Consider the following 24660-nt stretch of genomic DNA (forward strand, 5'->3'; position numbering starts at 1 on the left):
TGCAAATCAGTTTAGAATTTAGCGCCTATTGCAAAATCGACCTGTCTGAGTGGGAATAATATTTGCCAGAAGAAGTTGAGTGATGTAGGCTCAAGTTTCGGAGTGGTCATGATGGCTGCTTGCCCGGGTCGACGGAAGCCGGCCATCGGGACCACGAACGAAGCGCGAGCGGAGAACGTGAACGTCGAGGTGCGGGGTCAGACCCTACGCCCCATTTCATCAGGAGGTAACGAGTATGGCACGTGCAGTTGGCATCGATCTGGGAACCACCAATTCCTGCATTGCAACCCTGGAGGGCGGCGAGCCCACGGTAATCGTCAACGCTGAGGGCGCGCGTACCACGCCATCGGTGGTGGCATTCAGCAAGTCCGGCGAGATTCTGGTCGGTGAAGTGGCCAAGCGTCAGGCCGTCACCAATGTGGACCGGACCATCAGCTCGGTCAAGCGCCACATGGGCACCGACTGGTCCGTCGAGATCGACGGCAAGAAGTGGACCCCGCAGGAGATTTCGGCCCAGATCCTCATGAAGCTCAAGAGGGATGCCGAGTCCTATCTGGGCGAACCCGTCACTGACGCGGTCATCACCTGCCCTGCATACTTCAACGACGCTCAGCGCCAGGCCACCAAGGATGCCGGCAAGATCGCCGGTCTGAACGTCCTGCGTATCATCAACGAGCCCACCGCTGCGGCCCTGGCCTACGGTCTGGAGAAGGGCAAGGAGGATGAGCGTATCCTGGTCTTCGATCTGGGCGGCGGCACCTTCGATGTCTCCCTGCTGGAGATCGGCAAGGATGACGACGGCTTCTCCACCATCCAGGTCCAGGCCACCAACGGCGACAACAAGCTGGGCGGCGACGACTGGGATCAGAAGATCATCGACTGGCTGGTCAGCGAGGTCAAGAACAAGTACAACGTGGATCTGTCCAAGGACAAGATCGCCCTGCAACGGCTCAAGGAGGCCGCCGAGCAGGCCAAGAAGGAGCTGAGCTCCTCCTCGTCCACCAGCATCTCCATGCAGTACCTGGCCATGACCCCTGACGGGACCCCAGTCCACTTGGACGAGACCCTGACCCGCGCGCACTTCGAAGAGATGACCTCCGACCTGCTGGGCCGCTGCCGCACGCCTTTCAACAACGTGCTGCACGATGCCGGCATTTCGGTTCAGGACATCGACCATGTGGTGCTGGTCGGCGGTTCCACACGTATGCCCGCCGTCAAGGACCTGGTCAAGGAACTGACCGGTGGCAAGGAAGCCAACCAGACCGTCAACCCTGATGAGGTTGTGGCCGTCGGCGCTGCCGTGCAGTCCGGCGTCATCAAGGGCGACCGCAAGGACGTCCTGCTGATTGACGTGACCCCGCTCTCCCTGGGCATCGAGACCAAGGGCGGCATCATGACCAAGCTGATCGACCGCAACACCGCCATCCCCACCAAGCGGTCCGAGGTCTTCTCGACCGCCGAGGACAACCAGCCCTCCGTGCTGATCCAGGTCTACCAGGGCGAGCGTGAGTTCGCCCGCGACAACAAGCCTCTGGGGACCTTTGAGCTGACCGGCATCGCTCCGGCCCCGCGTGGCGTTCCTCAGATCGAGGTCACCTTCGACATCGACGCCAACGGCATTGTGCACGTCTCCGCCAAGGACAAGGGCACCGGCAAGGAGCAGTCCATGACCATTACCGGTGGCTCCGCCCTGCCCAAGGACGAGATCGACCGCATGGTCAAGGAGGCCGAGGCCCACGAGGCCGAGGACAAGCAGCGTCGTGAGGATGCCGACACCCGCAACGCCGCCGAGTCCGCTGCCTACCAGACCGAGAAGCTGGTCAACGACAACAAGGACAAGATCTCCGACGAGGTGGCCAAGGAGGTCACCGACAAGGTCAACGCTCTGAAAGAGGCTCTGAAGGGCGAGGATATGGACAAGATCAAGAACGCCCAGAGCGAGCTGATGACCTCTGCCCAGAAGATCGGCCAGGCCCTCTACGCCCAGCAGGGCTCCGCTGACGGTGCAGGCGCTCAGGGCGCTGCAGGTGCCGCCGGTGCTGCCTCGGGTGCAGGCTCTTCCTCGTCCGCCGATGACGACGTGGTGGATGCCGAGGTCGTGGACGACGACGACAAGAAGAAGGACGGCGAGTGACATGTCGGCCTTCGACAAGGATGATGCCGGGCCACTGAAGGGTGACCCGGCCGCCGCCGGCGGACCGGACGGGAACGAGGCCAAGGCCTCTGACGCCGCCTCGACGCCCGACCAGGAAGCGGCTCGCGGACGTCACGCCGACAAGGGCGCAGCAGACGGGAGCCAGGCGGCCGGACAGACCACGTCGGATTCCTCCGCCAAGGATGCGTCGTCAGCGGATGCTCAGGCTGATGACAAGACTGATGCCGACTCGGCCAAGGAGGAGAGCACCGACAAGGGATCAGACGGGCTGACTCCTCTGGGCCAGGCCAAGAAGGAGGCCGCCGATTATCTGGAGGCCCTCCAGCGCGAGCGGGCCGAGTTCGTCAACTTCCGCAACCGTGCCAAGAAGGAGCAGGACATCTTCCGCCAGCATGGCATCGTGGATGTACTGACCGCCCTTCTTCCGGCCCTTGATGACATTGACCGGATCAAGGAGCACGGGCAGATGGACGACTCCTTCCAGGCCGTGGCCAAGAAGATCGACAAGACCTTCGAGAAGTTCGGTGTTGAGAAGTTCGGTGAAAAAGGCGAGGACTTCGACCCCACCAAGCATGAGGCCATCCTGCACAAGCCGGACCCCGATGCCAAGAAAGAGACCGTTGACACAGTGGTCGAGGCAGGCTATCGGATCGGCGACAGGGTGATCCGGGCCGCAAGGGTAGTGGTGACCTCGCCCGGTCAGTAGCAGGGACGGTGATTGCGGACCTTCCGCAGGCTGAATCGGCGCCTTCGCATGCGGCGGCTGGTGGGTATGGTCCTGCCCGCCGCCGCACGCGAAAGGGCGGATTCCAATTCGATATATTCGTAGCTTATGAGGAAAGGAGACATGGATGGCTGAGAATGAATGGCTGAGCAAGGACTATTACAAGGTCCTTGGTGTCTCCAAGGACGCCAGCGAAGCGGAGATCACCAAGGCCTACCGCAAGCTTGCCCGCAAATACCATCCCGATCTCAATAAGACCAAGGAGGCCGAGGAGAAGTTCAAGGACATCTCCGAGGCCTACGACGTGCTCAGCAACAAGGAGCAGCGTCAGAAGTACGATGCCATCCGCCAGTTCGGCATGGGGGGAGCCCGGTTCGCCGGAGGCTCAGGCCAGGGTGGCTTCAACACCGATGCATTCTCGGACATCTTCGGCTCCATATTCGGCGGGGCCGGGGCGCCGGGAGGCACCCGCATCCGTTTCGGCGATGGTTCGGGACAACCCGACTTTGCTGACATCTTCTCCTCCTTCGGTGGGGGTGCCGGCGGTGGCGGTCGGACCGCTTACCAGGAGGCCAGGCCCAGGCCCGTCAAGGGCGAGGATCGCAATTCGAAAATCGGCCTGTCCTTCCGTCAGGCGGTCAAGGGGGCTACGGTCTCCCTGAGCGTGGGTGGCAAGCGTTTCAAGACGCATATCCCCGCTGGGGTTCGCAACGGCCAGCGGATCAGGTTGGCCGGCAAGGGTCGGCCCGGCAGGGACGGGGGCGCCAATGGCGACCTCTACCTGCAGATCAGCGTCCAGCCCAGCCAGCGGTTCACCATGAAGGATAGGGATCTGGTCATGACCCTGCCGGTGACGGTCTCCGAGGCTGCCCTGGGGGCCAAGGTCCAGGCCCGGGACATCGACGACCAGGTCGTCACCTTCAGGATTCCGGCCGGCTCCTCCAGCGGCGACGAGATTCGTATCGCCGGCAAGGGGGTTCAGGACAGGCGCGGCAAGGGCGACCTGGTGGGGCGGCTTGAGATTCGCATGCCCGGTCGGCTGGGTATGGCCCAGAAGAAGGCCATGCGCGACTTTGCCAAGTCCAGTGGCGACTTCGACGAACAGATCGCCGGAGAGCGCATGAAGATATGACGATCCGGATGCCGGATCAAGTCGGAGCGAAGAGCGGAGAGGAGTGATGATCATGGTCAGGGTGGATTCCGAGACCAGGCGGATCTATCTGGCCTGCGCTCGCGGCCTGGTGGCCGGGCACATCAGCCTGGATGCTGCCGACGATGCCGGTTTGGACATCGAGCTGCCGGTCTTCAGCGTCGGCCAGGTCGGGCAGTTGGCCAACATCCATCCGCAGACCCTGCGCCAATACGACCGGCTGGGTCTGATTGTGCCGGAACGCACCGAGGGGGGTGCGCGCCGTTACTCCCTGCGGGATCTGGACCGGCTGGGCCAGGCCCAGCATCTGAGCCAGGACGAGTCCATCAACCTGGCAGGTGTGACGAGGATCCTGGCCCTGGCCGAGGAGAATCGTCAGCTGAGGCGCCAGCTGCGCCGCTCCCATCAGTCACAGGGATCCAGTATGTTTGCCGCTGCCACCGATGGCCGGGTCGTCGAGGTCAGGCGGTCCAGCAGGGCCAGGCTCTGGCGGCAGGACACGACGCATGACGAGGCCGATCCGACTGATTCCAAATCGTTGATCGTCTGGAGCGTACGCTCCTGAAATGGGTGCGGGGCCTGTGCTATGGTGTACAGGTTGGCCGCTCGCCCAAGAGCGACGGCTGATTGTCGCCTGAATGCTTTGAGTACGGGGAAACCGCTTGCGCGAAATTCGTCATTCTCTGCTTTGCACGCGGCCTGCGAACTGTCGACCGACAGTACCGTTTTCCCTGTTGTGAAAGGTCATTGTGACTGCTTCATCCATGCCCGATTCCAATTCGTCCAATTCCGGCCAGTCTGCCGTAGAACCTATGACTTTTGACCAGCTGGGGGTGCCTGAGCCCTTGGTTCGCGTCCTGCGCAAGGACGGCAAGACCAGGGCCTTCCCCATCCAGCAGGATACCCTGCCTGATGCCCTGGCTGGCCGTGACATTCTGGGACGGGGCCGGACCGGTTCCGGCAAGACCCTGGCTTTCAGCATCCCTCTGGTGGCTCGACTGGCTGCCTGCGAAGGAGGACGGACCCGCCATGGCCGCGGTGGTGCCGCCGGTTCAGACAGTCTGCCCCGCCCACGCGGTCTTGTCCTGGCTCCCACCCGCGAGCTGGCCAATCAGATCGACGAGGTTCTCAACCCCCTGGCTCAGGCCTACGGCATGCGGACCTGCACCGTCTACGGCGGGGTGGGCCAGGGTCGTCAGGTCGATGCCCTGCGGCGCGGGGCCAAGATAGTGGTGGCCTGCCCGGGCCGTCTGGAGGATCTGCTCCGCCAGCGCAAGCTCAGTCTGGGGGAAGTGGAGATCGCCGTGTTGGACGAGGCCGACGAGATGGCCGACATGGGCTTCTTGCCAGCTGTGGAGCGGATTCTGGCCCAGGCTCGTCCGGGTGGTCAGCGCATGCTCTTCTCGGCCACCCTGGATCACGGTGTGGATGCCGTGGTCAAGCGTTTCCTCAAGGACCCCAAGATTCACGAGGTGGATTCCGCTACCCAGCATGTGGATCTGATGACCCACCACATCTTCCGCACCACCCAGGCAGCCAAGCACGATCTGGTGCGCAGGCTGGCCTCGGGTACAGGACGGCGCATCCTCTTCACCCGGACCAAGTTCCAGGCCAAGAAGCTGGCCAAGAACCTGATCGACAACGGCATTCCGGCTGCACAGCTGCACGGCAACCTTTCCCAAAACCAGCGCGATCGCAACCTGGAGGCTTTTTCCCGGGGTGAGGTGAAAGTCCTGGTGGCTACCGACGTGGCCGCCCGCGGTATGGATATCAGCGACGTAGACCTTGTGGTCCAAGTGGATCCACCGGCCGATCCCAAGTCCTTCCTTCACCGGTCAGGGCGCACGGCTCGGGCCGGTCGTTCCGGGGACGTGGTCACCCTGGTTCTTCCCGACCAGTGGCGTGACACCAGACGGATGCTGCGCATGGCCCATATCGATGCCAAGCCGGTTCAGGTGACTGCCGATTCGTCCGAGGTTACCGAGCTCGTAGGACCCGTGGCCAAGCCGGTACACGGCTGGTCCTTGCAGACCGAGCAGCCGCAGGCTTCCGCTGGTCGCCCTGCTCGTAGCGGGCGTGGCGGCCGCAGCGGACATCGGGGCCGTTCCCGCGCAAACAGGCGCTTTGATCGCGGCGGCCAGGCCCGGGCTGCAGGTCGAGATCGGGATCGCCGGCCTTCCCGTTCCAGGCGGTCAGATGACCGATCGGCATTCAATCGTGAGGATGGTCCCTTGGATGGCCGGACCAGAGGCCATCGTCATGCCGACAGTAGCGGGCGTGTCCATGGTCATGATAATGGACACGGCAACGGTCGCGCCGGCTCCCGTTTTGATGCAGACCGTCGGGGATTCCGCCGCGGTCATCGCCACCATCGCCGTGACGATAATCCTTTCCGCTCTGCTTCCCGGCGCTGATCCGTTTAGCGGCAATCATGATTCCCAAGCCTCGGTTGGCATAAAATCGGTATTGACGGCGTGCCTGGTCTCCAGCAGGGAAAAGAGGAGGATCCGATGTCAGTAAGTAAGCGCACGTTGGCCTACGATTACCTGCGCGATCAGATCGTCTTCTGCAAGATGAAACCTGGTGATCTGATTGACGAAAAGGCTGTGTCGGCCCAACTGGGATTCAGCCGCACACCTGTACGCGAGGCTATCAATAAGCTGGCTGAGGAGGGTCTGGTCCAGGTTTTTCCGCGCAAGGGGATCATCGTCAGCCAGCTTTCTCTTAAAGACCTCAATGACATGCTCGATAGCAGGATGCTGGTCGAGCCTTATCTCATGCATCAAGCTTTCGCTCATCTGGATGCCCAGACCCTGCGGAGCTACCGTGCGGCCGCCAATACCAGGCTGGAGCGTGGATCAGTCAAGCCGGTCTCCATTCAGGATGACTTCGATTACACTTTTCACATGTATTTCGCCAGGCAGGCAGGGAACAAGTACCTGCTTGCCTTCATGAGCACCCTGCTGGCATTGAGCCAGCGCACCCGTGTTTTCCTGCCTTATCAGGAGGGGAGGGACGAGGCTTCCTGCCAAGAGCATATAGCCATCATCGATGCAGCGCTCAATGGTGACGAGGAAGGCGCGGTGGAGGCCATCCGCGCCCATCTGAACAATTCGCGAATCAGCTATCTACAGGCCAGCAGGGTTCATGCCGATTACTTCCGCTGATAGCATCTTCTTCCGCACCGTCCGACCTTAAGCAGGGACGCGTGTGCTGCATCCACTACATGGTCAGCGGTGATGCCGTAGTCTATGAGATTGCTTTCGCCGTCTCCCTGAAGTCCGAAGTCCTCGACTGAAACAGCCTTGCCTGCGTCTCCCAGATACTGTTGCCAGGACAGGGCGAGTCCGGCTTCGACGCTTACTCGTGCTCGTATCTCCTCCGGCATGACCCAGCTGCGGTAATCCTGGTCCTGTTGCTCGAACCATTCCATGCAAGGCACGGAGACAACGCGGGCGCCGATGCCTTCGATCGCCAGGCGGTTGGCTGCCTCCAGAGCCAGCTGCACCTCAGATCCTGATGCCATGATCAGCATGTCCAAACGGTTCTCGGGCTCTTGGAGGATATATGCTCCACGGGATACACCTTGGCGGGCTCGAGCTGCGGTTGCAGCCAAGTTGGGCAACGGTTGTCTGCTGAGCACTATGGCCGTGGGATGCGTGTCGCTTTTTTCGAAGATGTGTCGATAGGCTTCTGCCGTTTCGAATTCATCGGCAGGGCGGACAACAGCCAGACGGGGGATGGCCCTCATGGCAGCAAGATGCTCGACTGGCTGGTGTGTCGGGCCATCCTGTCCAAGGGCGATTGAATCGTGGGTCCAGATGTAGATATTGGGAATGTCCATCAGAGCGGCCAACCGGACCGCCGGCCGCTCATAGTCGGCAAATTGGAAGAAGGTGCTGCCAAAGGGCCTGGTGTCCGAGTCCAACAGGATGCCGTTGGTAATGGCCCCCATGGCGAATTCTCGGACGCCGAAGTGGATCTGTCTGCCATAAGGATTGGCCTTTGGGAACTGGCGAGTGGCCCGACCGGCGGGAGCGAAGGAGTCCGCTCCTTCCAGATCAGTCATGCAGGCGCTGCCCAGGTCAGCGGATCCGCCCCAGAGTTCAGGCATGATCGGGGCGATGGCGTTGAGCACGCGCCCTGAAGCCTGTCGCGCCGGCACGGAATCTCCCACATGCAACTCGTTTTCAAGTTCATCGATGGCGCTGTCGAGCTCCTTAGGCGACTCGTGCCTACGGATGCGGTCGTAGAGAGCGGCCCGCTTGGGATTGTCCTTTCGCCACTGTCTATAGCGTTGATCCCAATCAGCGTGGGCTCGAACCCCGCGTTGCGCAGCCTGTCGGGCGTGCGCCAGAGCCTCCTCGTCAATGGGGAAGTCCTCATTGGGATCAAATCCAAGAAGGCTCTTCAGGTCAGCCAGAGCCTTTGCGCCCAAAGGCGAGCCGTGGGTGGAGGCATCATTGGTCAAACCTGGGGTCGGCCAAGCAATCAGGGTGTTGACCTTGATGAACTTGGGGCGATCGGTGATCTCGCCTGCTTGATCCAGGGCGCGGGACAGCGCAGACAGGTCTTCTTTGTAGCTACCGTCCGGCTGGACAAAATCGATGGAGTCGGTGTACCAGCCGTAGGCGCGCATACGTGCGCATACATCTTCGCCTAGGACCATGCTGGTGTCGCCTTCAATCTGGATATGGTTGGCGTCATAGATGACGGTCAGATTGTCCAAGGACTGATCTCCGGCTAATGAGCAGGCCTCTGCGCTCACGCCCTCCTCCAGATCGCCTTCTCCGCATATGGCCCAGATTCGATGATCAAAGGGAGAGGAACCCCTGGGGGCATCAGGATCCAGCAGGCCGCGCTGATAGCGCTGGCCATATGCGAAGCCTACGGCCGAAGCCAACCCCTGTCCCAGCGGACCGGTGGTCATCTCCAGACCAGGGGTGACACCCAGCTCGGGGTGGCCTGGAGTCCGTGTGTGGGCGCCGGACCGGTAGTTTCTCAAATCATCCAGCGTCAGGCCGTAGCCGGCCAGGAAGAGCTGAGTGTATTGAGCCAGGGATGCATGGCCGCCGGAGAGGATGAACCGGTCGCGGCCGGGCCAATGGGGGTCGGTCGGGTCATGCGTCAAATACCGCTGATAGAGGGCGTAGACGATTGGGGCCAAGGATATGGCCGAACCCGGATGTCCATTGCCGGCCCTCTCCACCGCATCAGCCGTCAGCACCTTGGCCATGTTGATGGCTCGTCGATCCAAATCATCCCAAGGCTTTTGCATGATTCTTTATCCGCCTTTCCAGGTGTGTTCGTGCACCGTTGGTCGTCTTCTGTGGTCAGCTTTCGCCAAGCCTCTTGGACGGCCCAAATTGACACCGCTGTCTTTCGCCTTTAATATATCAGTAATATATCAGTTACGCAATGAAGCACTGATTCTGGCATCGGGCAGGAGAACAGTCAATGGGCTCAGACCGAGCGCCGGAGCGAACAAAGGAGTCCAATGACGGATTTATCAATTTACCAGACCCTTGACAGGGCCAAGGCCATTCTGGACAGACAGGAGGCCAAGCACTCCTCGAGGGCCGGTTGGCTCATGGTGACGGCTCTGTTGATCGAATCCTGGGATATCTACTCGATGTCGTTCATCATGACCCACCTCAAGGATGTCTTCCACCCCAGCAGCTTTCTGCTTGGATTCGCGGCAGCCGGCACCCAGCTCGGTGCCATCGTCGGTTCCATCCTGGGCGGCTGGCTGACCGACCGGTTTGGGCGTCGCAACATCTTCTTGGCTTCCATGAGCATGTTTGCGGTCTGTGCCGTTCTTCAGGCGCTTTCGCCCAACATGTGGGTTCTGGCAATCATCCGCTGCTTTGCCGGCCTGCCTGTAGGGGCCGATGTGGCCAATGGCTTTACCTATATGATGGAGATCCTGCCCAAAGGCAAGCGCGAGATCATGGGCAACCGATGGCAGTTCATGTTCTCCCTGGGGATTTTATGCGCCATTCTGCTGGTCACCGCCTTTGAGCTGAGCAAGATGCCGGCCAACCTGACCTGGCGGTTCATCCTGGCTGTGCCCGCCATCCCTGCCGGCCTGCTTCTGCTGGTCAGGTCCGGCCTGCCCGAGACCCCCGTCTGGCTTGTGGAGCATGGTGATTTCGTCAAGGCCCGGAAGGTGGCCAACGAATACTATGGCAAGGATGTTTTGGCTGGCGTTTTGCCTGATCATGATATGCATATTCCCCAGCCCTCCTGGCGTGAGGCCATCTCGGACCTTTTCAGCGACAGCTTCAGTCGCAGGAGCACCATATTCGCCTGGATATCCTGCTTCGTCCAGGCGTTCGAGAACTATTCGTTCTCCTTCTATCTGCCTACCATCCTGGCCGGCCTGGGCATAGCGACCCTCGTTCAAAACAATATGGCCATGTTCGCCGTTTACCTGCTGGCCTCCATCTCCGCTTTCGTAGGACCTCTTACCCTGCCCAAACTGGGGCATAAGGGACTGAGCGAATGGGGCTTCGGCCTGGTGACCATCGGCATTCTGGTCATGGTCTTCGGCATCACCCGGACCAGTATGGCCATCATCATCACCGGATCGGGCATCATGCTCTGGGGCCATTACTGGTCTTCGGAGAGTGGAATGACCATCGCCTCGTTGGTGGCCAAGCCGGCCTATAGAGGAGCCGCTTCAGGTATTGCCTATGTCTTCGTCAAGCTGGCCTCCTTCCTGACCCTCTGGGTGTTCCCGACCCTTTATGACCGGCTGGGCGTGCCTAAAGCCACCCTGCTGATCGCTATCGGTCCTGTGGTGGCCTTCCTGGCCGCGGTCTTCATTCTGCCCGAGACCTTCGGTCACGCGGTCAATGCGGAGACCATACAGTCGGCAGAAGCCAAGGCGACCGGATCTAAAGACTGATTCGCTGATTGGAACGCTTTGTCTGTAAAGGATGGGCGCGTTTGGATCAACATGCGATGTGACGCTATGAAAAGGCGTCGATAAGAAAGGAATTATCACCATGTTCCAAGTACCGAAAATCAAGAAAATAGAACTGACGACCGCCCGGGTTCCGTTGCCGGAAGGCCCATGGGGCGACCAGATCCACCATGTCGAGAACATAGAGGTCGTCGTTGCTGATGTCACGGCAGACAATGGGATCACCGGCACGGGGTTCAGCCATACCTCCGGCTGGTGCGGGGCCACCATCGCCGCTCTGGTGAGGGAGATGATCCCCGATGTGATTGGCCTGCCCGTATCCCCTCGCGCGCTTTGGCTGCGCTCGTGGAAGTACATTCACGATGTAGGTGGGGCCGGTGTAACCACCCACGCCCTGTCCGCTTTGGATATCGCCTATTGGGATCTGCTCGCCAAGTCCCTTGACGTCTCTCTGTATGATCTGCTGGGCAAGGTGCGCGATCGTGTCCCGCTCTATGGGTCCGGCATCAATCTGAATCTATCGGCGGATGAGATTGTGGATCAGGTCAAGCGTTGGAAGGCCAAGGGATTCATCGCCGCCAAGGTCAAGGTGGGCAAACCCGACATCGAAGAGGATGTAGAGCGCCTGAAGGCCATCCAGGAGGCTGTGCCAGGCTTCCCCCTGGCGGTGGATGCCAACCAAGGATGGGATTTGCCGGCCGCCTTGCGTGCCTTCAAAAAGTTCGATGATCTGGATTTGCTTTGGATCGAGGAGCCATTGCCTTCAGACGATATTCTGGGGCATAGGATTCTACGTGAAAGGGTCAATACCCCGCTGGCCATGGGCGAGAACATATACAACCTCAATCAGTTCAATCAGTATTTTGAGCAAGGTTCCTGCGACTATGTTCAGGCGGATCTGGGCCGCGTGGGCGGTATCACCGGCTACCTGGATATTGCTGCAGCGGCCAGGGCCCACAATCTGCCCATGACGCCGCATTTCGTCTTCGAGCTCAGTGCCAGCCTCCTGTCGACCATTCCTAACATCTATGCTTCCGAGGTCACGGATGGCGGCACTTGGACGGATCTGCGGATCTTCAAATCCTCGGGGCATGTGGATGAGGATGGCTTCTGGGTGCCTCCCACTGGTCCTGGACATGGCATTCAGTTGGACAGGGACTATCTGGAGGATCATCGCTTCTGACGGCATCGTATGTTCTGTGCCAAGATAACGGGGATTCGCCCACGATGACCGAGCGTCATCTTGGGCGAATCCCCGATGTCCTGCCCAGTGACTTAATAGAACCATTCACGCTTTTCTTGTATGCAGACCCCGCGTGCCTGTGCTTAGGGGAAGCCGGCGGATTTATGCCAAGGTCTGACAAATAGCGAAAGAAGGCCCGAAGGCTGATGGGGATAGCCGTAAGCCTGATTTTTAGGCGTGAGGAGCCTGGCGACAGAATCTCACGTGAGTGCAAGCGCCGGTCGCTTGCACCTGAGCCAGCTTCATTCAGCCGATTCGCGCTTTGACAAGTATTCTCGTTCATTGGCCGGATCTGGCCCGATCTCCTGCGGTGAAGATACAGACAAAGCGGAAAGTTGAAGGACTCAACGGCGATTTCGTCTGCGGCCTGAGCCGCTGTGGCCTCAAGGGTATCCCTATGAAGGAACGTCGGTGGTTGGTGATTTGCCGTCTCTCGTCGGCCTGGCGAAGGATATCATCTCAAGTAAGCGGTCGGACCAACTTTCGCCTGGCCCTGAATCCTGTGTTGACGATGACTGTGCTCGAGAATGTTCTTATTTCTGCCCAGTTTGCTGGTTTGGGCATTGATGTGAGGCGAGCCGGATTTATTTTGCAGCTGCCGGGCCTTGCTAATTACTTGCTGATTGTATTCATGACTTTGTTCTGAATTTGTCTGGAAGGCAACAACTGAGAGCCGCTGTAGTGCATGTGACTCTACCTCCAGCCCAGGATTGTCTTCGCGGACGAGCCGATTGGAACTCTTGATTCGGCAAACGTTCCACTCGTCATTGGGCAACCGCGATTTCTGGCCAAGCGTGTTTCTGTTGCAATAATCGTGACACGCAGTTTGGATGCCGTAAGCGCATTTGACCCCCCCCCACCCTTGGTGGTTCATGAGGTCGTTTGACTCATCAGATTATGCAGCCCAGGGAGTATGAGCTTGGCTTTGCGTCGGCACATCGTCGTCCTTGCAATCTGTATGCCTAGCAGGGCAGAAAATGCACGCCTTTCAATAAGGGAGTCGGTTTGATGTGAATTAGGCAAGCACCTGCTGCAGGAACTGCCCAGACTCAAGGTCAATGCATGTGGAAAGCAGATTTACTACAGCGGAATCTCTTGCGAGAGTGGAGCTGAGGGTAGTCGAAACCCCGACCTCTTCGATGCGAACGAAGCGCTCTACCAACTGAGCTACAGCCCCATTCGTTGCCCGACCGTAGCCGAACAACAGAAACTCACTTTAGCGTGTGCCCTGGCCAAACGCAAAATATCACAGGTCAGACATCAGTCCGCCGTGGAGCTGGTTTTTCTGAGGGAGCTTTATGACCGAACCTGGCCTTGAGCAGACCGATGACCGTGGGCAGGACCGAAATGACCAGAATCAGGATGATGACCAGCTCGAAGTGCTGCTGGACTGCGGGGATGCCGCCGAAGAAATAGCCCAGGAGGGTGAAGAGGGTGGACCATATCAGGCCGCCCAGGATGCTGAATGGGGTGAAGCGCCTCCAGCGCATTCCGGAAATGCCCGATATGAAGGGCATGAAGGTCCTGATGAAGGGAAGGAAGCGTCCCAGGACCACGGCCAGGGGTCCCCACTTGTCGATCAGCCCCTCGGTCTTGGCGATTCGTTCGGGGGTCAGTGACTTCACGCGGCCGGAACGGACGATGGCCCGGCCGAAGAAGTGTCCGATGAAGTAGTTGCTCTGGTCGCCCAGGATGGGGGCCAGCCAGACGACGGGAAGGAGCACATCCAGGGCCATCCCGCTGGACGGGTCATGGGCGAAGACACCGGCGGCGAAGAGTAGGGAGTCTCCTGGCAGGAAGGGCATGAAAACCACGCCGGTCTCGATGAAGATGATCAGGAAGATGAACGCATATGTGGGTACCAGTCCCATGGCAATCCACCCCGCGATGGCGCTGCGCGGATCTTTGAGCAGGTTGATGAGCCAGTGTATGAATCCCATTTGTCAAAGACCGTCCTGTTGTATTGAAACGCAAACCGTTCCAATACTGTAGCAAGACTGCTCCACGGCAGGTAGGTCTCCAGTAGACCCTTGCGAGGAAGACACAACTGTGGCCCATAACGGCTGATGCGCAGACAATCCATATGAAGTGTGCCTTTGACATCAAGAGGGCCGGTGGCAGGGTGATGGCACCGTCCTGGCCGTGCCCTGCACATATTCCGTGTGGAAAGGGGGAGGCCAGCCATATACCTATTTCCTCACAGCCTTACAGGGAACCTTTCTTGTAAGTAGTTTTGGCGTCGCCCCTGGTTCCGCGCTCGAAACGGTCGAAGGCCTGCAGATAGATCAGTGATTTGACTAATGCCAGTCGGGAAAAGCCGAAGATGATGGCCGGGACCTGCAGGAAGGACGCGGAGTAGATGAGGAAAGCGAAGACCACGTAGATGGCCAGGAGGCAGATGGCGTAGAACGGGGTACCTATGGGAATCTCGACACAGAGTTTGAAAACCCAGTCTGTATTGGTGTAGCGGGATTGTAGGGGGTAGAAGAACTTGTATGAAAGGACTAGGAGCGCGATCCTGATGATCAGGATGATGAGGGCAAGGTAGGTCACTACCCCCCCCCCCCCCACCCAGCGTCGCGTGGATGATGAATGCGATGATGGACTGTCTGACCACCCGGACGAGGAGTTGCGGGTACTGCCTGCAGAGGAGGATGTCCTTGTGGTTCTCATCGCAAGACCGCGCCGTAGAGGGCGCTGCGGGCGAGGCCTATCGAGACCAGGGGTAATGCAGGTGAGGACGAAGAACAGGTTCAGGGTTGTGAATCTGAGTAGGGTGTTCAAGGAGAGTCAGAAGGGGCTTTCGAGGTTGAAGTGCATGATCCGCCTTTCCTCCCTGCAGGGTTGGCGACGTGCAGGCAGGCGAATGGGCCCGGCCATCCCGTGTAGCGCTGTCTCCTGCTCGGTCGGCTATAGGACCGTCTGCTGGACATGCCTGTCAGGAGGATAATCGTCTCTGACCAACCCTGGACAATCTGTCTGATTAATGGGCTGACGGTCCAATCCTGCCTCGTGTAGTGACATGCTTGGCAGCGGGCTGCGGTTTGACGGCTTTGTCAAATCGACGTACCAATCTATTTACAAATGTATAAATAAGACAACTATGATCTGCGCGGTGCCGAGACGTGGTAGAAATATGAGGTGCTGGCTGGTAATGCAAGGGAGCGGGCTTATGGGAAAAGACAGAAGGGTAGTATGTCAACTGTCGACATTCATTGAAAGCCACCCGGCGGCGTAAGACTAAACACCAAGGGACATAAGCGGCAGGAAGAAACACAGCATCAACCTTTTCCTCTTGACCGTCCCCTTTCTGATACTGTTCGTCCTCTTCAGTTACTATCCCCTGCTCGGCTGGGTATATGCCTTCTATGACTATCAGCCACCCATCCCACTGTCGGAGAGCGAGTTCGTCGGCTTCCAATGGTTCAAGATGATTGTCCAGAACCCTGCCCAGTTGCACGCGGTCGTCCAGGTCCTGACCAACTCTGCCTAACTTCATCAGCCGGGTCCTGGTCCACGCCGTGGCATTCGCCATGTTTTCCTCCGTTGGCATGGTCAATGAGCTCTTGCAGAACATCCGCCCGATTTCATAGCCTATCCATTTCCTGGATTCCGACAGCGGGGCCTACATCAAGATGCTCCTGTGGAGCCTGTGGAAGGGTCTGGGCTGGGGCTCATATCCGGCATCGACCCCGAGCTCTACGAGGCCGCCAGGCGGATGGAGCCAGCCGCTTCCAGCAGATCATCTATGTTACGGTCCTGTAGCTCATACCCACCTACCCAGTAATGCCGATGCTGAGCGTCTCCAACTTCCTCAGCAACGGGATGGACCAGTACTTCGTCTTTCCGCAACACCTTCAACCTCAAGCACATCCAGGTGCTTGGCCTCTACGTCTACAACACGGCATGGGCGAGAACAGCCTCTCTCTGGCTGCAGCCAAATCCATGCTGAAATTCTTGGTCAGTGTGGTCCTCCTGTTCCTGGTCAATTGGACCTCGAAGCGGAACCGTGGCGAGTCAATCATCTGGGTGTGAGGGGAAAACAACCATGAGAGACAGCATGACAATCGAATCGGAGGGCATCTCTCCTCTCCTGCGGCGGACCAGGGATAAGAAGATGTTCAATGTCTTCAACATCGCCTTCTTCATCCTCTTAGTCTTCATCTGCGTCCACCCGTTCTACTACCTGATCATCAACAGCATCTCCGACAACACCCTGAGTGCCGCCGGCAAGATAGCCGTCCTGCCCAAGGGAATCAACTGGAGTAACTATGCGGAGGTCTTCAAACAGGAGTGCCTGGGCACAGCCGCCATGGTCTCCCTGGGACGTACCGTGATCGGTGCCGCCCTGACCGTACTGGCCAGTGCCTTCCTGGGCTTCCTTTTCACCCAGGCGAGCATGTGGCACCGTAAGTTCTGGTATCGCTTCATCATCATGACCATGTACTTCAATGCTGGTCTGATCCCCCTGTTCATCGTGATGAAGAACCTGGGTCTGACCAACAACTTCTGGGTGTACATTCTGCCGACCATCGTGCACCTTTCAACATCATCCTGGTGAAGACCTGCATCGAGTCCATCCCCTCCTCCTTCCCGGAGGCGGCCGAAGTGGACGGCGCCGGCACTCTGACGGTCTTCTTCAAAATCGTCTTGCCCATCTGCACGCCGATTCTGACCACGGTGGCCATCTTCTCGGCCGTGGGGCAGCGAAACTCCTTCCAGGACACTTTGATATACATGACTGATTCAAAGCCTTACTTCCTGTAGTACTTGCTCTATCAGTACATCAACCAGGCAAGCTCTCTGGACACCCTGCAGACCCCGTCGTCGATCAGGATGACTGTCTCGGTCATCGTGGTCCTACCCATCCTCTTTATCTATCCGCTCTTCCAGCGTTACTTCGTCAAGGAGTGATCGAGAGGAGGTGCAATCCCGCCACCGTACGGGTCTGATTCCACGCGGTGGCCAGGAAGTGTTCATGTCGATTCATCAAGGAGGACAAATCGATGAGAGATGCAAGGCCGACAGTGGTCCCTTCAGTCCGCAGAAAATCAACCACTGGGTTGACCATCACCGCTGCCGAAGTCGTCGGCGGTGGCAGATTATCCGACCGCAAGTCGGCGGGCAGGGCCTGGAGGCCGGAAGCGTGGACCAGGAGGATCACGCAGGCCGTTGAGACAATCATATGAGCCATAAGGACGTAAGCGGAAGTCGGTACCATCCCGATGATCTGCGGTCCGCCGGCCTGCAGAAAGTGACAGGACGGGCCCGGGAGCCGGACAGTGTCTGGAAAGGGGAAACAATGCGAGCCAAGAAGCTGGCGGCGGTGGCTGCCGCTGTCTTAACCATGTCCATGGCCTTGGCGGGCCGTGGCGTCCGAGACAATTCTGCCAACGAGAAGGACGACGGGTCGCTCATGCAGGTGGAAGTCTTCGATGGGCTGGCAAACTACCAGGGCATCCAGAAAGGCTGGTTCGCCAAGATGGTCAAGGACATAAGTTCAACCCCAAGTTGAACATTGTGGCCCCCAATGTGGCGGACGGGGGCAACTCCCTCTTCAATACCCGTTCAACAGCCGGGAACCTGGACGACATCATCATCGCCGGCTCTGGCCAGGCGCCAAGCCGGTCAAGGTCCACCTGATTGAGGACATGACGCCGTACCTGAAGAATGCCAAGAAAATCAAGAAGTATAAGTCCGTCACCGATGCCCTCAACAAGGCGGCCGGGCAGACCGGCGGGGTCTGGAGCCTGCCCGGGTCGGTCACTTCTCTGCCGCCCCACGGAGACCTCCGAGGGGCTGGAGCCCACTTTCGGCCCTTATGCGCGGTCTGACATCCACAAGGAAATAGGCTATACCAGGATTGCCGACCTGGATGACCTGGTCAAGGCCCTCTAGTTCCTTTAGCAAGGCCAACCAGATGGGCCTGGCCGACCCCCAGTCCTCCACCCAGCGCTACGACTCCAGCATGTGGAAGTCCACCATCGACCGGTTCAGTAACTCCGCCCTGGACAAGGATCGGTCCGAGCATATGGACAGGGCCAAGACCTCCATGCAGTGTCTGGAGAAAGCGATCAAGCTCATGATCGCCCCAGGCTCCAGCTTCACCCAGTCCGATGAGTCTTCTCAGATCTCCACCTTGCGCGGTCAGGTGAAGACCGAAATCATCAACACCTCCTGGAAGGCAGTCTTCGCCAAGGAAGACAACGAGTTCAACGGTCTTATGGATGAAATACGCTCCAAGGTCGACGGACTGGGCTTCAAGCAAGTCCTGAATGTGGACATGAAGAACGCCAAGGATCAGAACACGGCCCATGTCAACGTCAAGAAACGGCTCACCAACTGCAGGCGTCGGAAAGCAGCTGATTCCACGCCAGACGGTAGGGCAGGGCAGCCTTGGCGACCCCTGCCCGCCGTCATGCATGTACTTCTGGGGAGCGTGTAGCCGGGCGGTGATCAACCACCTTCCGTCGCGCTCCCTTGCCATGCCGGTGGCACGACGGTTGGTTCCCCGGTCACCGCTTATGAATGCTGCCTCGGTCCCGATTAGGAGCCATGCCGCGGATGGCGGAGAAAAAATAGAGAAGGGAAACGGGGTGCGAGAGCGGCATGCTCCCATTTGGATAGAATTCGAGGATCGTCTTCTGCGGGGACTCGGTCACCGATGACAACCGTGGTTGCAAGGCCGTCCCCGTCAGCTGGGATTCCTTCGGCGGCGGCTATGCCAACCCGGTCCACGCCCTTCTTGCTACTGCCTACCACGACAGGGAACTTATGATTTTGAACGACGAGGTCAGCGGGGATGACATCGAGTTGATGGCAGCCCGATGGGACATGGACGTGCTCGACATGAAGCCCAACAGGAATGATTCGATGAGGGCCATGGTCGACCGGTATGCCGAGGTGGCCAGGCAGGTGGCTGACAACCACGGGGACACCTACGTGGACGACCAGGCCGCCATGGACAACTTTCTTGAGAAACTGAGTAGCTATATACTTTAGCGTGGATTGTTGCAACCTCAGAATCGAGGGGCATATGCTGGTGGCCAGGATTTCGCTCCAGGCCGTCGGCTTCGACTGGGAGAGGACCACATTCGATGACGAAAAGTGAACAGGAGCCCCGTCCCCTGCGTGAAGACGTGGTTGGGGCCGACGACCTTTCGCGGGTGGATGACGAGATTAGCCGTGGCGCTTTCAAGGCCGATTGGGCCTCTTTGTGCGCCATGGAGCCCCCCACTTGGTTTACCGATGCCAAGTTCGGCATTTTCACCCACTGGGGCCTGTACAGCATTCCCGCCTATCATAACGAGTGGTACTCGCGCAACATGTACATCAAGGGATACCCGGAGTTCGACCACCATGTGAAGACCTACGGACCCCAGAAAGAGTTCGGCTACAAGGACTTCATCCCTATGTTCAAGGTGGAACGTTTCGATTCCGACCAGTGGCTGGATCTTTTTCGCCGGGCTGGCGCCCGCTACTACATGCCCGTGGCTGAGCATCACGATGGATTCCAGATGTACCGCAGCGACCTGTCAGAATGGAACGCCTACGACAAGGGGCCACACCGCGACCTGATCGGTGAACTGCGACGGGCCACTCTGGATCAGGGCCTTCACTTCGCCCTGTCCGACCACCGGGCTGAGCACTGGTGGTTCATGGGCCACGGGCAGGAGTTTGATAGCGACGTGTGTCAGCCAATGAAGAAGGGCGACTTCTACTGGCCCGCCATGCCCGAGCCTGACGACCAGGATCTCTTTAGCAAGCCCTATCCCAGCAAGGAGTACCTGGACGACTGGCTCCTGCGGGTCTGCGAGGTGATCGACGCTTATCGGCCCGAACTCCTCTACTTCGATTGGTGGGTTCAGCACGAGGCGTTCAAGCCCTATTTGCAGCGCTTGGCCGCATACTATTACGACCGGTCCGTCGAGTGGGGTGTTCCGACCGCTATCTGTTACAAGATGGATAGCATGGCCTGGGGTTCAGGCATTGTGGATGTGGAACGCGGCGGCTTCGCCAACCCCACCCCCTTCGTCTGGCAGACGGACACTGCCATCGCCCGTAACTCCTGGTGCCATACGACCACCCTGGACCACAAGTCGGTGGCTGAAATCCTGGCCGCGCTCCTCGACGCGGTCAGCAAGAACGGCAATCTCATGCTCAACGTGGGTCCTTGCGCCGACGGATCCATCGATCCTGAGGAGGCGAGGATGTTGGAGTCCATCGGTCGGTGGATGGATGTCAACGGGGAGGGGATCTACGGGTCCCGCCCCTGGTGGGTCGCCCAGGAGGGCCCTACCCACCCGGCAGCGGGATCCTTCGCGGATCAGACTGAGGCCGTCTTCACTCCCGAGGATTTCCGGTTCACCTCGGCGTCAGGTGCCATCTACGCCTACCAGCTCAAGCCGTCCGCAGATGGACGGGCCCTGATTAAGGCTTTCGCCCCACGGGGAGAGGAGGGACCGATATTTCAGGGGATTGTCCGACAGGTCAGCCAGTTGGGTGCAGGACCGGTCAGTTATGAGCTGACAGACCGGGGGCTGGAGGTTCAGGGCCTCAAGGACCCCGCTGGGACCATGGCCACCGGCCTGCCCCTGGGCATCCGGATCGATGTGGAGTGAAATCCCTAGAGGGTTTCCGTCACCGGCCCGAGGACATAGTGACCGACAATAACAAGGAAAGATAGGAAAACAAGAAGTTCCTCAAGGGGGGAATGGCTGGTGCGCGACGGTTTCGACATCAAAATATGCGGCTAATATTTACCGTGCAGACGTCGAAGAGAAGAGGCTGATTCTCTACCCCCCCCCCCCCGGGGGACAATCAGGGACCCCGGCTTGATTGAGGTCGGCGAAGGTCTGGTCGACTTGGTCGTCCCTCTTGAAGCGCTCAAGGAGGGCGTGTGCGGGTTTCTTATTGATGATTCCCGCCTTGGCGGGGTTATCTGGGTCCTCCCACTTGTCTTCCTTATATCGACTCCGAGAACGACCTGCTCAGGGATGGTCATGGAGCAGGCCTACGACTCCTCTGAGGCCAACCAGTTCATCTATACGACCTGTACGGGGACGGATGCGGACGGGCACAACCTCCTCTTCTTTCCCTGATTCTGCGCCAACAATGTCATTTTTAATGCCCGCAGGCCGGAGATGGTCAAGCTCTTCTCTATCCTGAACGGAGAGGCTCTCAGCCTTTCGCACCCAGCCCACCGCTATTTCATAGGTCGCAACCAGAAGTTCTGGCAGACCATCAAGTCACTGAACTGGTGCCTGCCCAGAGGGTACGACCTGGGCCGCTCCCACCCATGTGGATGCTGTGCGTGTCGGCCATGGATGGCTTGCAGTACCGCTGGCTAGCCGACGGGTCAGCCGATCCGGTGGTCGAGTGGCTTGCCTTCTCCGACGAGCTCTTCTCCCCGGAGAAGTGGCATGGGTTTATGGACCCCAAAGACATCGACCCGGACTCAGAAGAATGCCTGGCCTCCTTCAGCCTTATCACGGGTGGGGGGGGGCAGTCGGTTCAGGACCGGCGGCTTCGACCAGACGACCCCTGCGGTGGAACAGCGGTCACCGAGGATGTCCACCGGCCGGAGGGAAGCAAATGGCCGCAGGCGAGAAAAGCGCCATGAATATGAAAGAAATGAAAGAGAGCATCAGCATGGGTCAAGAGGGCAAGTTCACCTTCCCGTCCGATTTCATCTAGGGAACGGCCACGGCCGCCTTTCAGGTGGAAGGGGCAGCACATGGGTATGGTAGGACGGATTCCATCTGGGGCGCATGAGGACCTCGCCGCCAAGAAGAGGGCCGACCTCTTCACCGACGAGGTCTTTCTGGCCCATGCCGGAAGGTTCCTTATCCGGAAAATGCCAGTCAGGCGGGGGGGGGGGCACTGACCGGTGCTTCGTGCAGGATGGTGACCTGGAGGCCATCCATCCGGTCTGCGGTCGGCAACGGCTCCGTGTAATCTGTGGGCCGCCCGCCGACCCTGACCATTTAATCAGGTCGGCAGGAGGGTGACTCTTCCCGTCGGCCTGATTGATGTGTTTGCTTTCCGGATTTCTGGATCCCTCATATCTGGCTTGGCGGTCACGTGTCAATTTGTCAGAACCCGTAAGGGACCTGAAAGGTCATCCATAGGGACAAGAAGAGGAGGGAGGCCAGCACGATGAGGCCTGGGATGATCGCCTACCAGCATCGATAGGTGGTCCATCTTGCAATCCGCACGAGCCAGTCGGCCTTGTAGCAGATGGCCGGCACCATCCAAGGAAGGATGACCCGCCTAAGTGGAGATGCTCCTGGTGGTGACCGGGTTCGTCGCTTTCCGCAGACGGACGCTTTCCATGTACACCTACAGGCGTCAAGGATTGAATTGACTTTTTTTACAACGTTAGATAAACTAACTTTGTCATGACGGCACAGTTGCCGAATGTGGATTCCTTCAGGTTCAAGGATTGAGCCGGATGGGAGCAATACTAGTCATAGAAGGGCTGAGCATGAACGGAACCGATGCAGAAGTCGACCGTCAGGCCAAGACTTCCGGTAAAACCGCGCGTCTCGCCTCCTCCAAACCCGCCAAGGCACATAAGACTCTTTCTCGCGGGGGGGGGGGGTATAAATCTTCCCTGAAGCGCTGTTGGCCCTTATGGGTCATGGTGCTTCCAGCCATGCTGTTCGTGGCCGTATTCAACTACGGCCCTATGTACGGCATTCAACTGGCGTTCAGGAAGTATGATTTTACCAAGGGCCTCACCGGAGGCGACTGGGTGGGCTTCCAGTATTTCAAGCAGTTCTTCGCCTCACCCATGTTCAAGCCCCTCATGGTCAACACGATCAGGATCAGTCTGTGGACTCTGGTCATGGGCTTCATCGCCCCCATCATCCTGGCTCTCCTGATTAACCAGATTCATTCCACCAAGGTCAAGAGCTTCGTACAGACCATCACCTACATGCCGCACTTCATATCTACGGTGGTGATTGTGGCCATGATCAACCTCTTCCTGACCCCCTCCACAGGTCTGCTCACCCGTTTCCTCTCCTTCCTCCACGTCGACAACGCCAACTTCATGGGCAGTCCCAGCACCTTTACGCCCATCTACTGGATCAGCGAGGTCTGGCAGCATATGGGCTGGAACTCGATTATCTACCTGGCCGCCCTCAGTTCGGTCGACGTGGCCCTCTATGAGGCAGCCAAGATGGACGGGGCAGGCCGTTTTCAGCTTATTCGTTACATCGATATACCCGCAATTTTGCCCACGGCCGGCGTCCTCCTGATCCTGAACATGGGCGGTGTGCTCAACGTAGGCTTCGAAAAGGTCTTCCTCATGCAGAACACCCTGAACCTGCCAGCCTCCGAGGTCATATCGACCTACACCTACAAGATCGGCATCCTGCAGAATCAATTCTCGTATTCCACAGCCATCGGCCTGTTCAACATGCTCATCAACTTCGTCTTTCTGGTCATCGCCAATCAGATCTCCAGGAGGGTGTCTCACACCGGCATCTTCTGAGGGGAAGGAAGACAACAATATGGAAAACACGCAAGACATGGCACGCTCCGGGGCCCGCAGGGTCAGACGGCTTATCGGGGGGAAGACGCTGGGAGACTGGCTGGCTGACCTGGTCATCGTCCTCATCCTGCTGCTGATAGTGGCCTCCATCCTCTACCCAATCTGGTTCATCATCATCGCTTCGGTCTCGGATCAGACCCTGGTCAACACAGGCCAGGTCACCTGGATTCCCAAGGGCATTTCGGCCTACGGCTTCCAGCAGATTCTCGGGGATGACAGGATCTGGAACGGCTACCGGAATACGTTGATCTACACTGTGGCAGGCACCGTCTTGAACCTGGTGGTCACCATGCCGGCGGCCTTCGCCCTCTCCCGGCCCGAGTTCAAGTGGCGCCGCCTGATCATGCTCTTCTTCACGATTACCATGTTCGTCAACGGCGGTCTGATCCCCACCTACCTCCTCTACAAACAGCTTGGTCTCCTGGACTCCTGGGCGGTCTTCGTCATTCCCCAGGCCCTGAATGTCTACAACCTGATCATCGCCCGGTCCTTCTTCGAGAGCTCCATCCCCGAGGACCTCCACGATGCCGCTCAGATCGACGGGGTGGGGTACTTCCGCTACTTTACGCGGATCGTCATCCCCCTGAGCTCCGCCATCATCGCCGTCATCGGCCTGTATTACCTGGTGCAGCACTGGAATGACTTCTTCACCGGCTTGGTCTACATACGCACCTACGACAAGCAACCCCTGCAGATCGTCCTGCGTGACATCCTCCTGTCCAACCAGGCTTTCCAGGGGGGGTCGGGCTCGACGGCCGGTGCCGGATATGGGCAGGAGTTCGCTGACCAGATCAAATACGGGGTGATCATCGTCTCCACCCTCCCTCTCCTGGTCATCTACCCCTTCATACAGAAGTACTTCAACAAGGGGGTCATGATTGGGGCGATCAAGGGCTGACC

Annotated in this window: 25 protein-coding genes and 1 tRNA gene; 22 read left to right on the forward strand and 4 right to left on the reverse strand. The window is 58.8% G+C overall.

Annotated features, from left to right (window positions below; translation table 11 throughout):
• Nucleotides 1-235 precede the first annotated feature (235 nt).
• From dnaK to H3T88_RS03290, 6 genes are all read left to right on the forward strand, one after another.
• The gene (gene dnaK / locus H3T88_RS03265; protein WP_024627812.1) at nucleotides 236-2134 is read left to right on the forward strand and encodes a molecular chaperone DnaK; all 1899 of its coding nucleotides are present in this window, start codon (nucleotides 236-238) and stop codon (nucleotides 2132-2134) included.
• A gap of 1 nt (nucleotide 2135) precedes the next feature.
• Nucleotides 2136-2861 (forward strand): nucleotide exchange factor GrpE, encoded by a 726-nt coding sequence (gene grpE / locus H3T88_RS03270; protein ID WP_232339225.1) that lies wholly within the window; start codon nucleotides 2136-2138, stop codon nucleotides 2859-2861.
• A gap of 145 nt (nucleotides 2862-3006) precedes the next feature.
• A complete protein-coding gene (locus H3T88_RS03275) occupies nucleotides 3007-4011 on the forward strand; it encodes a DnaJ C-terminal domain-containing protein (RefSeq protein WP_198203558.1) in 1005 nt (334 codons plus the stop codon).
• A 52-nt stretch (nucleotides 4012-4063) separates the two neighbouring features.
• Nucleotides 4064-4594 carry a heat shock protein transcriptional repressor HspR gene (locus H3T88_RS03280; protein WP_198203559.1) on the forward strand — a complete coding sequence of 177 codons (531 nt, stop codon included), beginning with the start codon at nucleotides 4064-4066 and terminating at the stop codon, nucleotides 4592-4594.
• A 199-nt stretch (nucleotides 4595-4793) separates the two neighbouring features.
• Nucleotides 4794-6443 carry a DEAD/DEAH box helicase gene (locus tag H3T88_RS03285; protein WP_232347158.1) on the forward strand — a complete coding sequence of 550 codons (1650 nt, stop codon included), beginning with the start codon at nucleotides 4794-4796 and terminating at the stop codon, nucleotides 6441-6443.
• 96 nt (nucleotides 6444-6539) lie between these two features.
• A complete protein-coding gene (locus H3T88_RS03290; protein ID WP_198203561.1) occupies nucleotides 6540-7196 on the forward strand; it encodes a GntR family transcriptional regulator in 657 nt (218 codons plus the stop codon).
• Here the strand turns inward: H3T88_RS03290 and H3T88_RS03295 are convergent.
• Nucleotides 7184-9307 (reverse strand): transketolase family protein, encoded by a 2124-nt coding sequence (locus H3T88_RS03295; protein WP_198203562.1) that lies wholly within the window; start codon nucleotides 9305-9307, stop codon nucleotides 7184-7186. The genes H3T88_RS03290 and H3T88_RS03295 overlap by 13 nt on opposite strands.
• 219 nt (nucleotides 9308-9526) lie before the next feature.
• Between H3T88_RS03295 and H3T88_RS03300 the strand changes: the two genes are divergently transcribed.
• Both H3T88_RS03300 and H3T88_RS03305 read left to right on the forward strand, forming a co-directional pair.
• Nucleotides 9527-10939 (forward strand): MFS transporter, encoded by a 1413-nt coding sequence (locus H3T88_RS03300; RefSeq protein ID WP_015021213.1) that lies wholly within the window; start codon nucleotides 9527-9529, stop codon nucleotides 10937-10939.
• A 100-nt stretch (nucleotides 10940-11039) separates the two neighbouring features.
• Nucleotides 11040-12140: a mandelate racemase/muconate lactonizing enzyme family protein gene (locus tag H3T88_RS03305; RefSeq protein WP_015021214.1), complete on the forward strand. Its 1101-nt coding sequence runs from the start codon at nucleotides 11040-11042 to the stop codon at nucleotides 12138-12140.
• Nucleotides 12141-13304: 1164 nt separating this feature from the next.
• Here the strand turns inward: H3T88_RS03305 and H3T88_RS03310 are convergent.
• The 3 genes from H3T88_RS03310 to H3T88_RS03320 form a co-directional block, all read right to left on the reverse strand.
• A tRNA-Ala gene (locus H3T88_RS03310) sits at nucleotides 13305-13377 on the reverse strand.
• A gap of 76 nt (nucleotides 13378-13453) precedes the next feature.
• Nucleotides 13454-14140 (reverse strand): VTT domain-containing protein, encoded by a 687-nt coding sequence (locus H3T88_RS03315; RefSeq protein WP_198203563.1) that lies wholly within the window; start codon nucleotides 14138-14140, stop codon nucleotides 13454-13456.
• Nucleotides 14141-14405: 265 nt separating this feature from the next.
• The gene (locus H3T88_RS03320) at nucleotides 14406-14753 is read right to left on the reverse strand and encodes a hypothetical protein (protein ID WP_198203564.1); all 348 of its coding nucleotides are present in this window, start codon (nucleotides 14751-14753) and stop codon (nucleotides 14406-14408) included.
• Between the two features lie 742 nt (nucleotides 14754-15495).
• Here H3T88_RS03320 and H3T88_RS08655 point away from each other — a divergent pair.
• The 14 genes from H3T88_RS08655 to H3T88_RS03370 all read left to right on the forward strand — a co-directional run bounded on the left by H3T88_RS08655 (nucleotide 15496) and on the right by H3T88_RS03370 (nucleotide 24658).
• Entirely contained in the window at nucleotides 15496-15693 is a 198-nt protein-coding gene (locus H3T88_RS08655) for a hypothetical protein (RefSeq protein WP_227028591.1), read from the forward strand.
• Nucleotides 15694-16260: 567 nt separating this feature from the next.
• Nucleotides 16261-16761 carry a hypothetical protein gene (locus tag H3T88_RS08660; RefSeq protein WP_232347117.1) on the forward strand — a complete coding sequence of 167 codons (501 nt, stop codon included), beginning with the start codon at nucleotides 16261-16263 and terminating at the stop codon, nucleotides 16759-16761.
• Entirely contained in the window at nucleotides 16758-16967 is a 210-nt protein-coding gene (locus tag H3T88_RS08665; protein ID WP_332461008.1) for an ABC transporter permease subunit, read from the forward strand. The genes H3T88_RS08660 and H3T88_RS08665 overlap by 4 nt, the downstream gene beginning before the upstream one ends.
• A gap of 3 nt (nucleotides 16968-16970) precedes the next feature.
• Nucleotides 16971-17114 (forward strand): hypothetical protein, encoded by a 144-nt coding sequence (locus H3T88_RS08670; RefSeq protein ID WP_232347118.1) that lies wholly within the window; start codon nucleotides 16971-16973, stop codon nucleotides 17112-17114.
• A 64-nt stretch (nucleotides 17115-17178) separates the two neighbouring features.
• Complete coding sequence (locus H3T88_RS03335; protein WP_198203565.1) at nucleotides 17179-17376, forward strand: hypothetical protein; 198 nt, start codon at nucleotides 17179-17181, stop codon at nucleotides 17374-17376.
• A gap of 126 nt (nucleotides 17377-17502) precedes the next feature.
• A complete protein-coding gene (locus tag H3T88_RS08675; RefSeq protein WP_232347119.1) occupies nucleotides 17503-17715 on the forward strand; it encodes a hypothetical protein in 213 nt (70 codons plus the stop codon).
• Nucleotides 17716-17851: 136 nt separating this feature from the next.
• Nucleotides 17852-18034: a hypothetical protein gene (locus H3T88_RS08680; protein WP_033511970.1), complete on the forward strand. Its 183-nt coding sequence runs from the start codon at nucleotides 17852-17854 to the stop codon at nucleotides 18032-18034.
• Between the two features lie 41 nt (nucleotides 18035-18075).
• Nucleotides 18076-18645: a hypothetical protein gene (locus H3T88_RS08685; protein WP_232347120.1), complete on the forward strand. Its 570-nt coding sequence runs from the start codon at nucleotides 18076-18078 to the stop codon at nucleotides 18643-18645.
• Between the two features lie 329 nt (nucleotides 18646-18974).
• Nucleotides 18975-19202, forward strand: a complete 228-nt coding sequence (locus tag H3T88_RS03345; RefSeq protein WP_198203566.1) for a hypothetical protein — start codon at nucleotides 18975-18977, stop codon at nucleotides 19200-19202.
• Between the two features lie 95 nt (nucleotides 19203-19297).
• Nucleotides 19298-20821 (forward strand): alpha-L-fucosidase, encoded by a 1524-nt coding sequence (locus tag H3T88_RS03350; protein WP_198203567.1) that lies wholly within the window; start codon nucleotides 19298-19300, stop codon nucleotides 20819-20821.
• A gap of 213 nt (nucleotides 20822-21034) precedes the next feature.
• On the forward strand, nucleotides 21035-21301 hold the full coding sequence (locus H3T88_RS03355; protein ID WP_015021222.1) for a hypothetical protein: 267 nt from the start codon (nucleotides 21035-21037) through the stop codon (nucleotides 21299-21301).
• A 212-nt stretch (nucleotides 21302-21513) separates the two neighbouring features.
• Nucleotides 21514-21822 (forward strand): hypothetical protein, encoded by a 309-nt coding sequence (locus H3T88_RS03360; protein ID WP_198203568.1) that lies wholly within the window; start codon nucleotides 21514-21516, stop codon nucleotides 21820-21822.
• An 864-nt stretch (nucleotides 21823-22686) separates the two neighbouring features.
• Complete coding sequence (locus H3T88_RS03365) at nucleotides 22687-23700, forward strand: ABC transporter permease (protein WP_198203899.1); 1014 nt, start codon at nucleotides 22687-22689, stop codon at nucleotides 23698-23700.
• A 37-nt stretch (nucleotides 23701-23737) separates the two neighbouring features.
• Nucleotides 23738-24658, forward strand: a complete 921-nt coding sequence (locus H3T88_RS03370) for a carbohydrate ABC transporter permease (protein ID WP_232347160.1) — start codon at nucleotides 23738-23740, stop codon at nucleotides 24656-24658.
• The last annotated feature ends 2 nt before the right edge of the window (nucleotides 24659-24660 follow it).

Origin of the sequence: Bifidobacterium sp. W8110 (genome assembly GCF_016101375.1) — a bacterium.
GTDB lineage: Bacteria > Actinomycetota > Actinomycetes > Actinomycetales > Bifidobacteriaceae > Bombiscardovia > Bombiscardovia asteroides.

What these genes read in the sequence shown, in the direction of transcription:
- dnaK (WP_024627812.1), top strand. Translation starts at nt 236, where the DNA reads ATGGCACGTGCAGTTGGCATCGATCTGGGAACCACCAATTCCTGCATT.
- grpE (WP_232339225.1), top strand. Translation starts at nt 2,136, where the DNA reads ATGTCGGCCTTCGACAAGGATGATGCCGGGCCACTGAAGGGTGACCCG.
- H3T88_RS03275 (WP_198203558.1), top strand. Translation starts at nt 3,007, where the DNA reads ATGGCTGAGAATGAATGGCTGAGCAAGGACTATTACAAGGTCCTTGGT.
- H3T88_RS03280 (WP_198203559.1), top strand. Translation starts at nt 4,064, where the DNA reads ATGGTCAGGGTGGATTCCGAGACCAGGCGGATCTATCTGGCCTGCGCT.
- H3T88_RS03285 (WP_232347158.1), top strand. Translation starts at nt 4,794, where the DNA reads ATGCCCGATTCCAATTCGTCCAATTCCGGCCAGTCTGCCGTAGAACCT.
- H3T88_RS03290 (WP_198203561.1), top strand. Translation starts at nt 6,540, where the DNA reads ATGTCAGTAAGTAAGCGCACGTTGGCCTACGATTACCTGCGCGATCAG.
- H3T88_RS03295 (WP_198203562.1), bottom strand. Translation starts at nt 9,307, where the DNA reads ATGCAAAAGCCTTGGGATGATTTGGATCGACGAGCCATCAACATGGCC.
- H3T88_RS03300 (WP_015021213.1), top strand. Translation starts at nt 9,527, where the DNA reads ATGACGGATTTATCAATTTACCAGACCCTTGACAGGGCCAAGGCCATT.
- H3T88_RS03305 (WP_015021214.1), top strand. Translation starts at nt 11,040, where the DNA reads ATGTTCCAAGTACCGAAAATCAAGAAAATAGAACTGACGACCGCCCGG.
- H3T88_RS03315 (WP_198203563.1), bottom strand. Translation starts at nt 14,140, where the DNA reads ATGGGATTCATACACTGGCTCATCAACCTGCTCAAAGATCCGCGCAGC.
- H3T88_RS08660 (WP_232347117.1), top strand. Translation starts at nt 16,261, where the DNA reads ATGACAATCGAATCGGAGGGCATCTCTCCTCTCCTGCGGCGGACCAGG.
- H3T88_RS03335 (WP_198203565.1), top strand. Translation starts at nt 17,179, where the DNA reads ATGTCGATTCATCAAGGAGGACAAATCGATGAGAGATGCAAGGCCGAC.
- H3T88_RS08675 (WP_232347119.1), top strand. Translation starts at nt 17,503, where the DNA reads ATGCGAGCCAAGAAGCTGGCGGCGGTGGCTGCCGCTGTCTTAACCATG.
- H3T88_RS08680 (WP_033511970.1), top strand. Translation starts at nt 17,852, where the DNA reads ATGACGCCGTACCTGAAGAATGCCAAGAAAATCAAGAAGTATAAGTCC.
- H3T88_RS08685 (WP_232347120.1), top strand. Translation starts at nt 18,076, where the DNA reads ATGACCTGGTCAAGGCCCTCTAGTTCCTTTAGCAAGGCCAACCAGATG.
- H3T88_RS03345 (WP_198203566.1), top strand. Translation starts at nt 18,975, where the DNA reads ATGATTTTGAACGACGAGGTCAGCGGGGATGACATCGAGTTGATGGCA.
- H3T88_RS03350 (WP_198203567.1), top strand. Translation starts at nt 19,298, where the DNA reads ATGACGAAAAGTGAACAGGAGCCCCGTCCCCTGCGTGAAGACGTGGTT.
- H3T88_RS03365 (WP_198203899.1), top strand. Translation starts at nt 22,687, where the DNA reads ATGAACGGAACCGATGCAGAAGTCGACCGTCAGGCCAAGACTTCCGGT.
- H3T88_RS03370 (WP_232347160.1), top strand. Translation starts at nt 23,738, where the DNA reads ATGGCACGCTCCGGGGCCCGCAGGGTCAGACGGCTTATCGGGGGGAAG.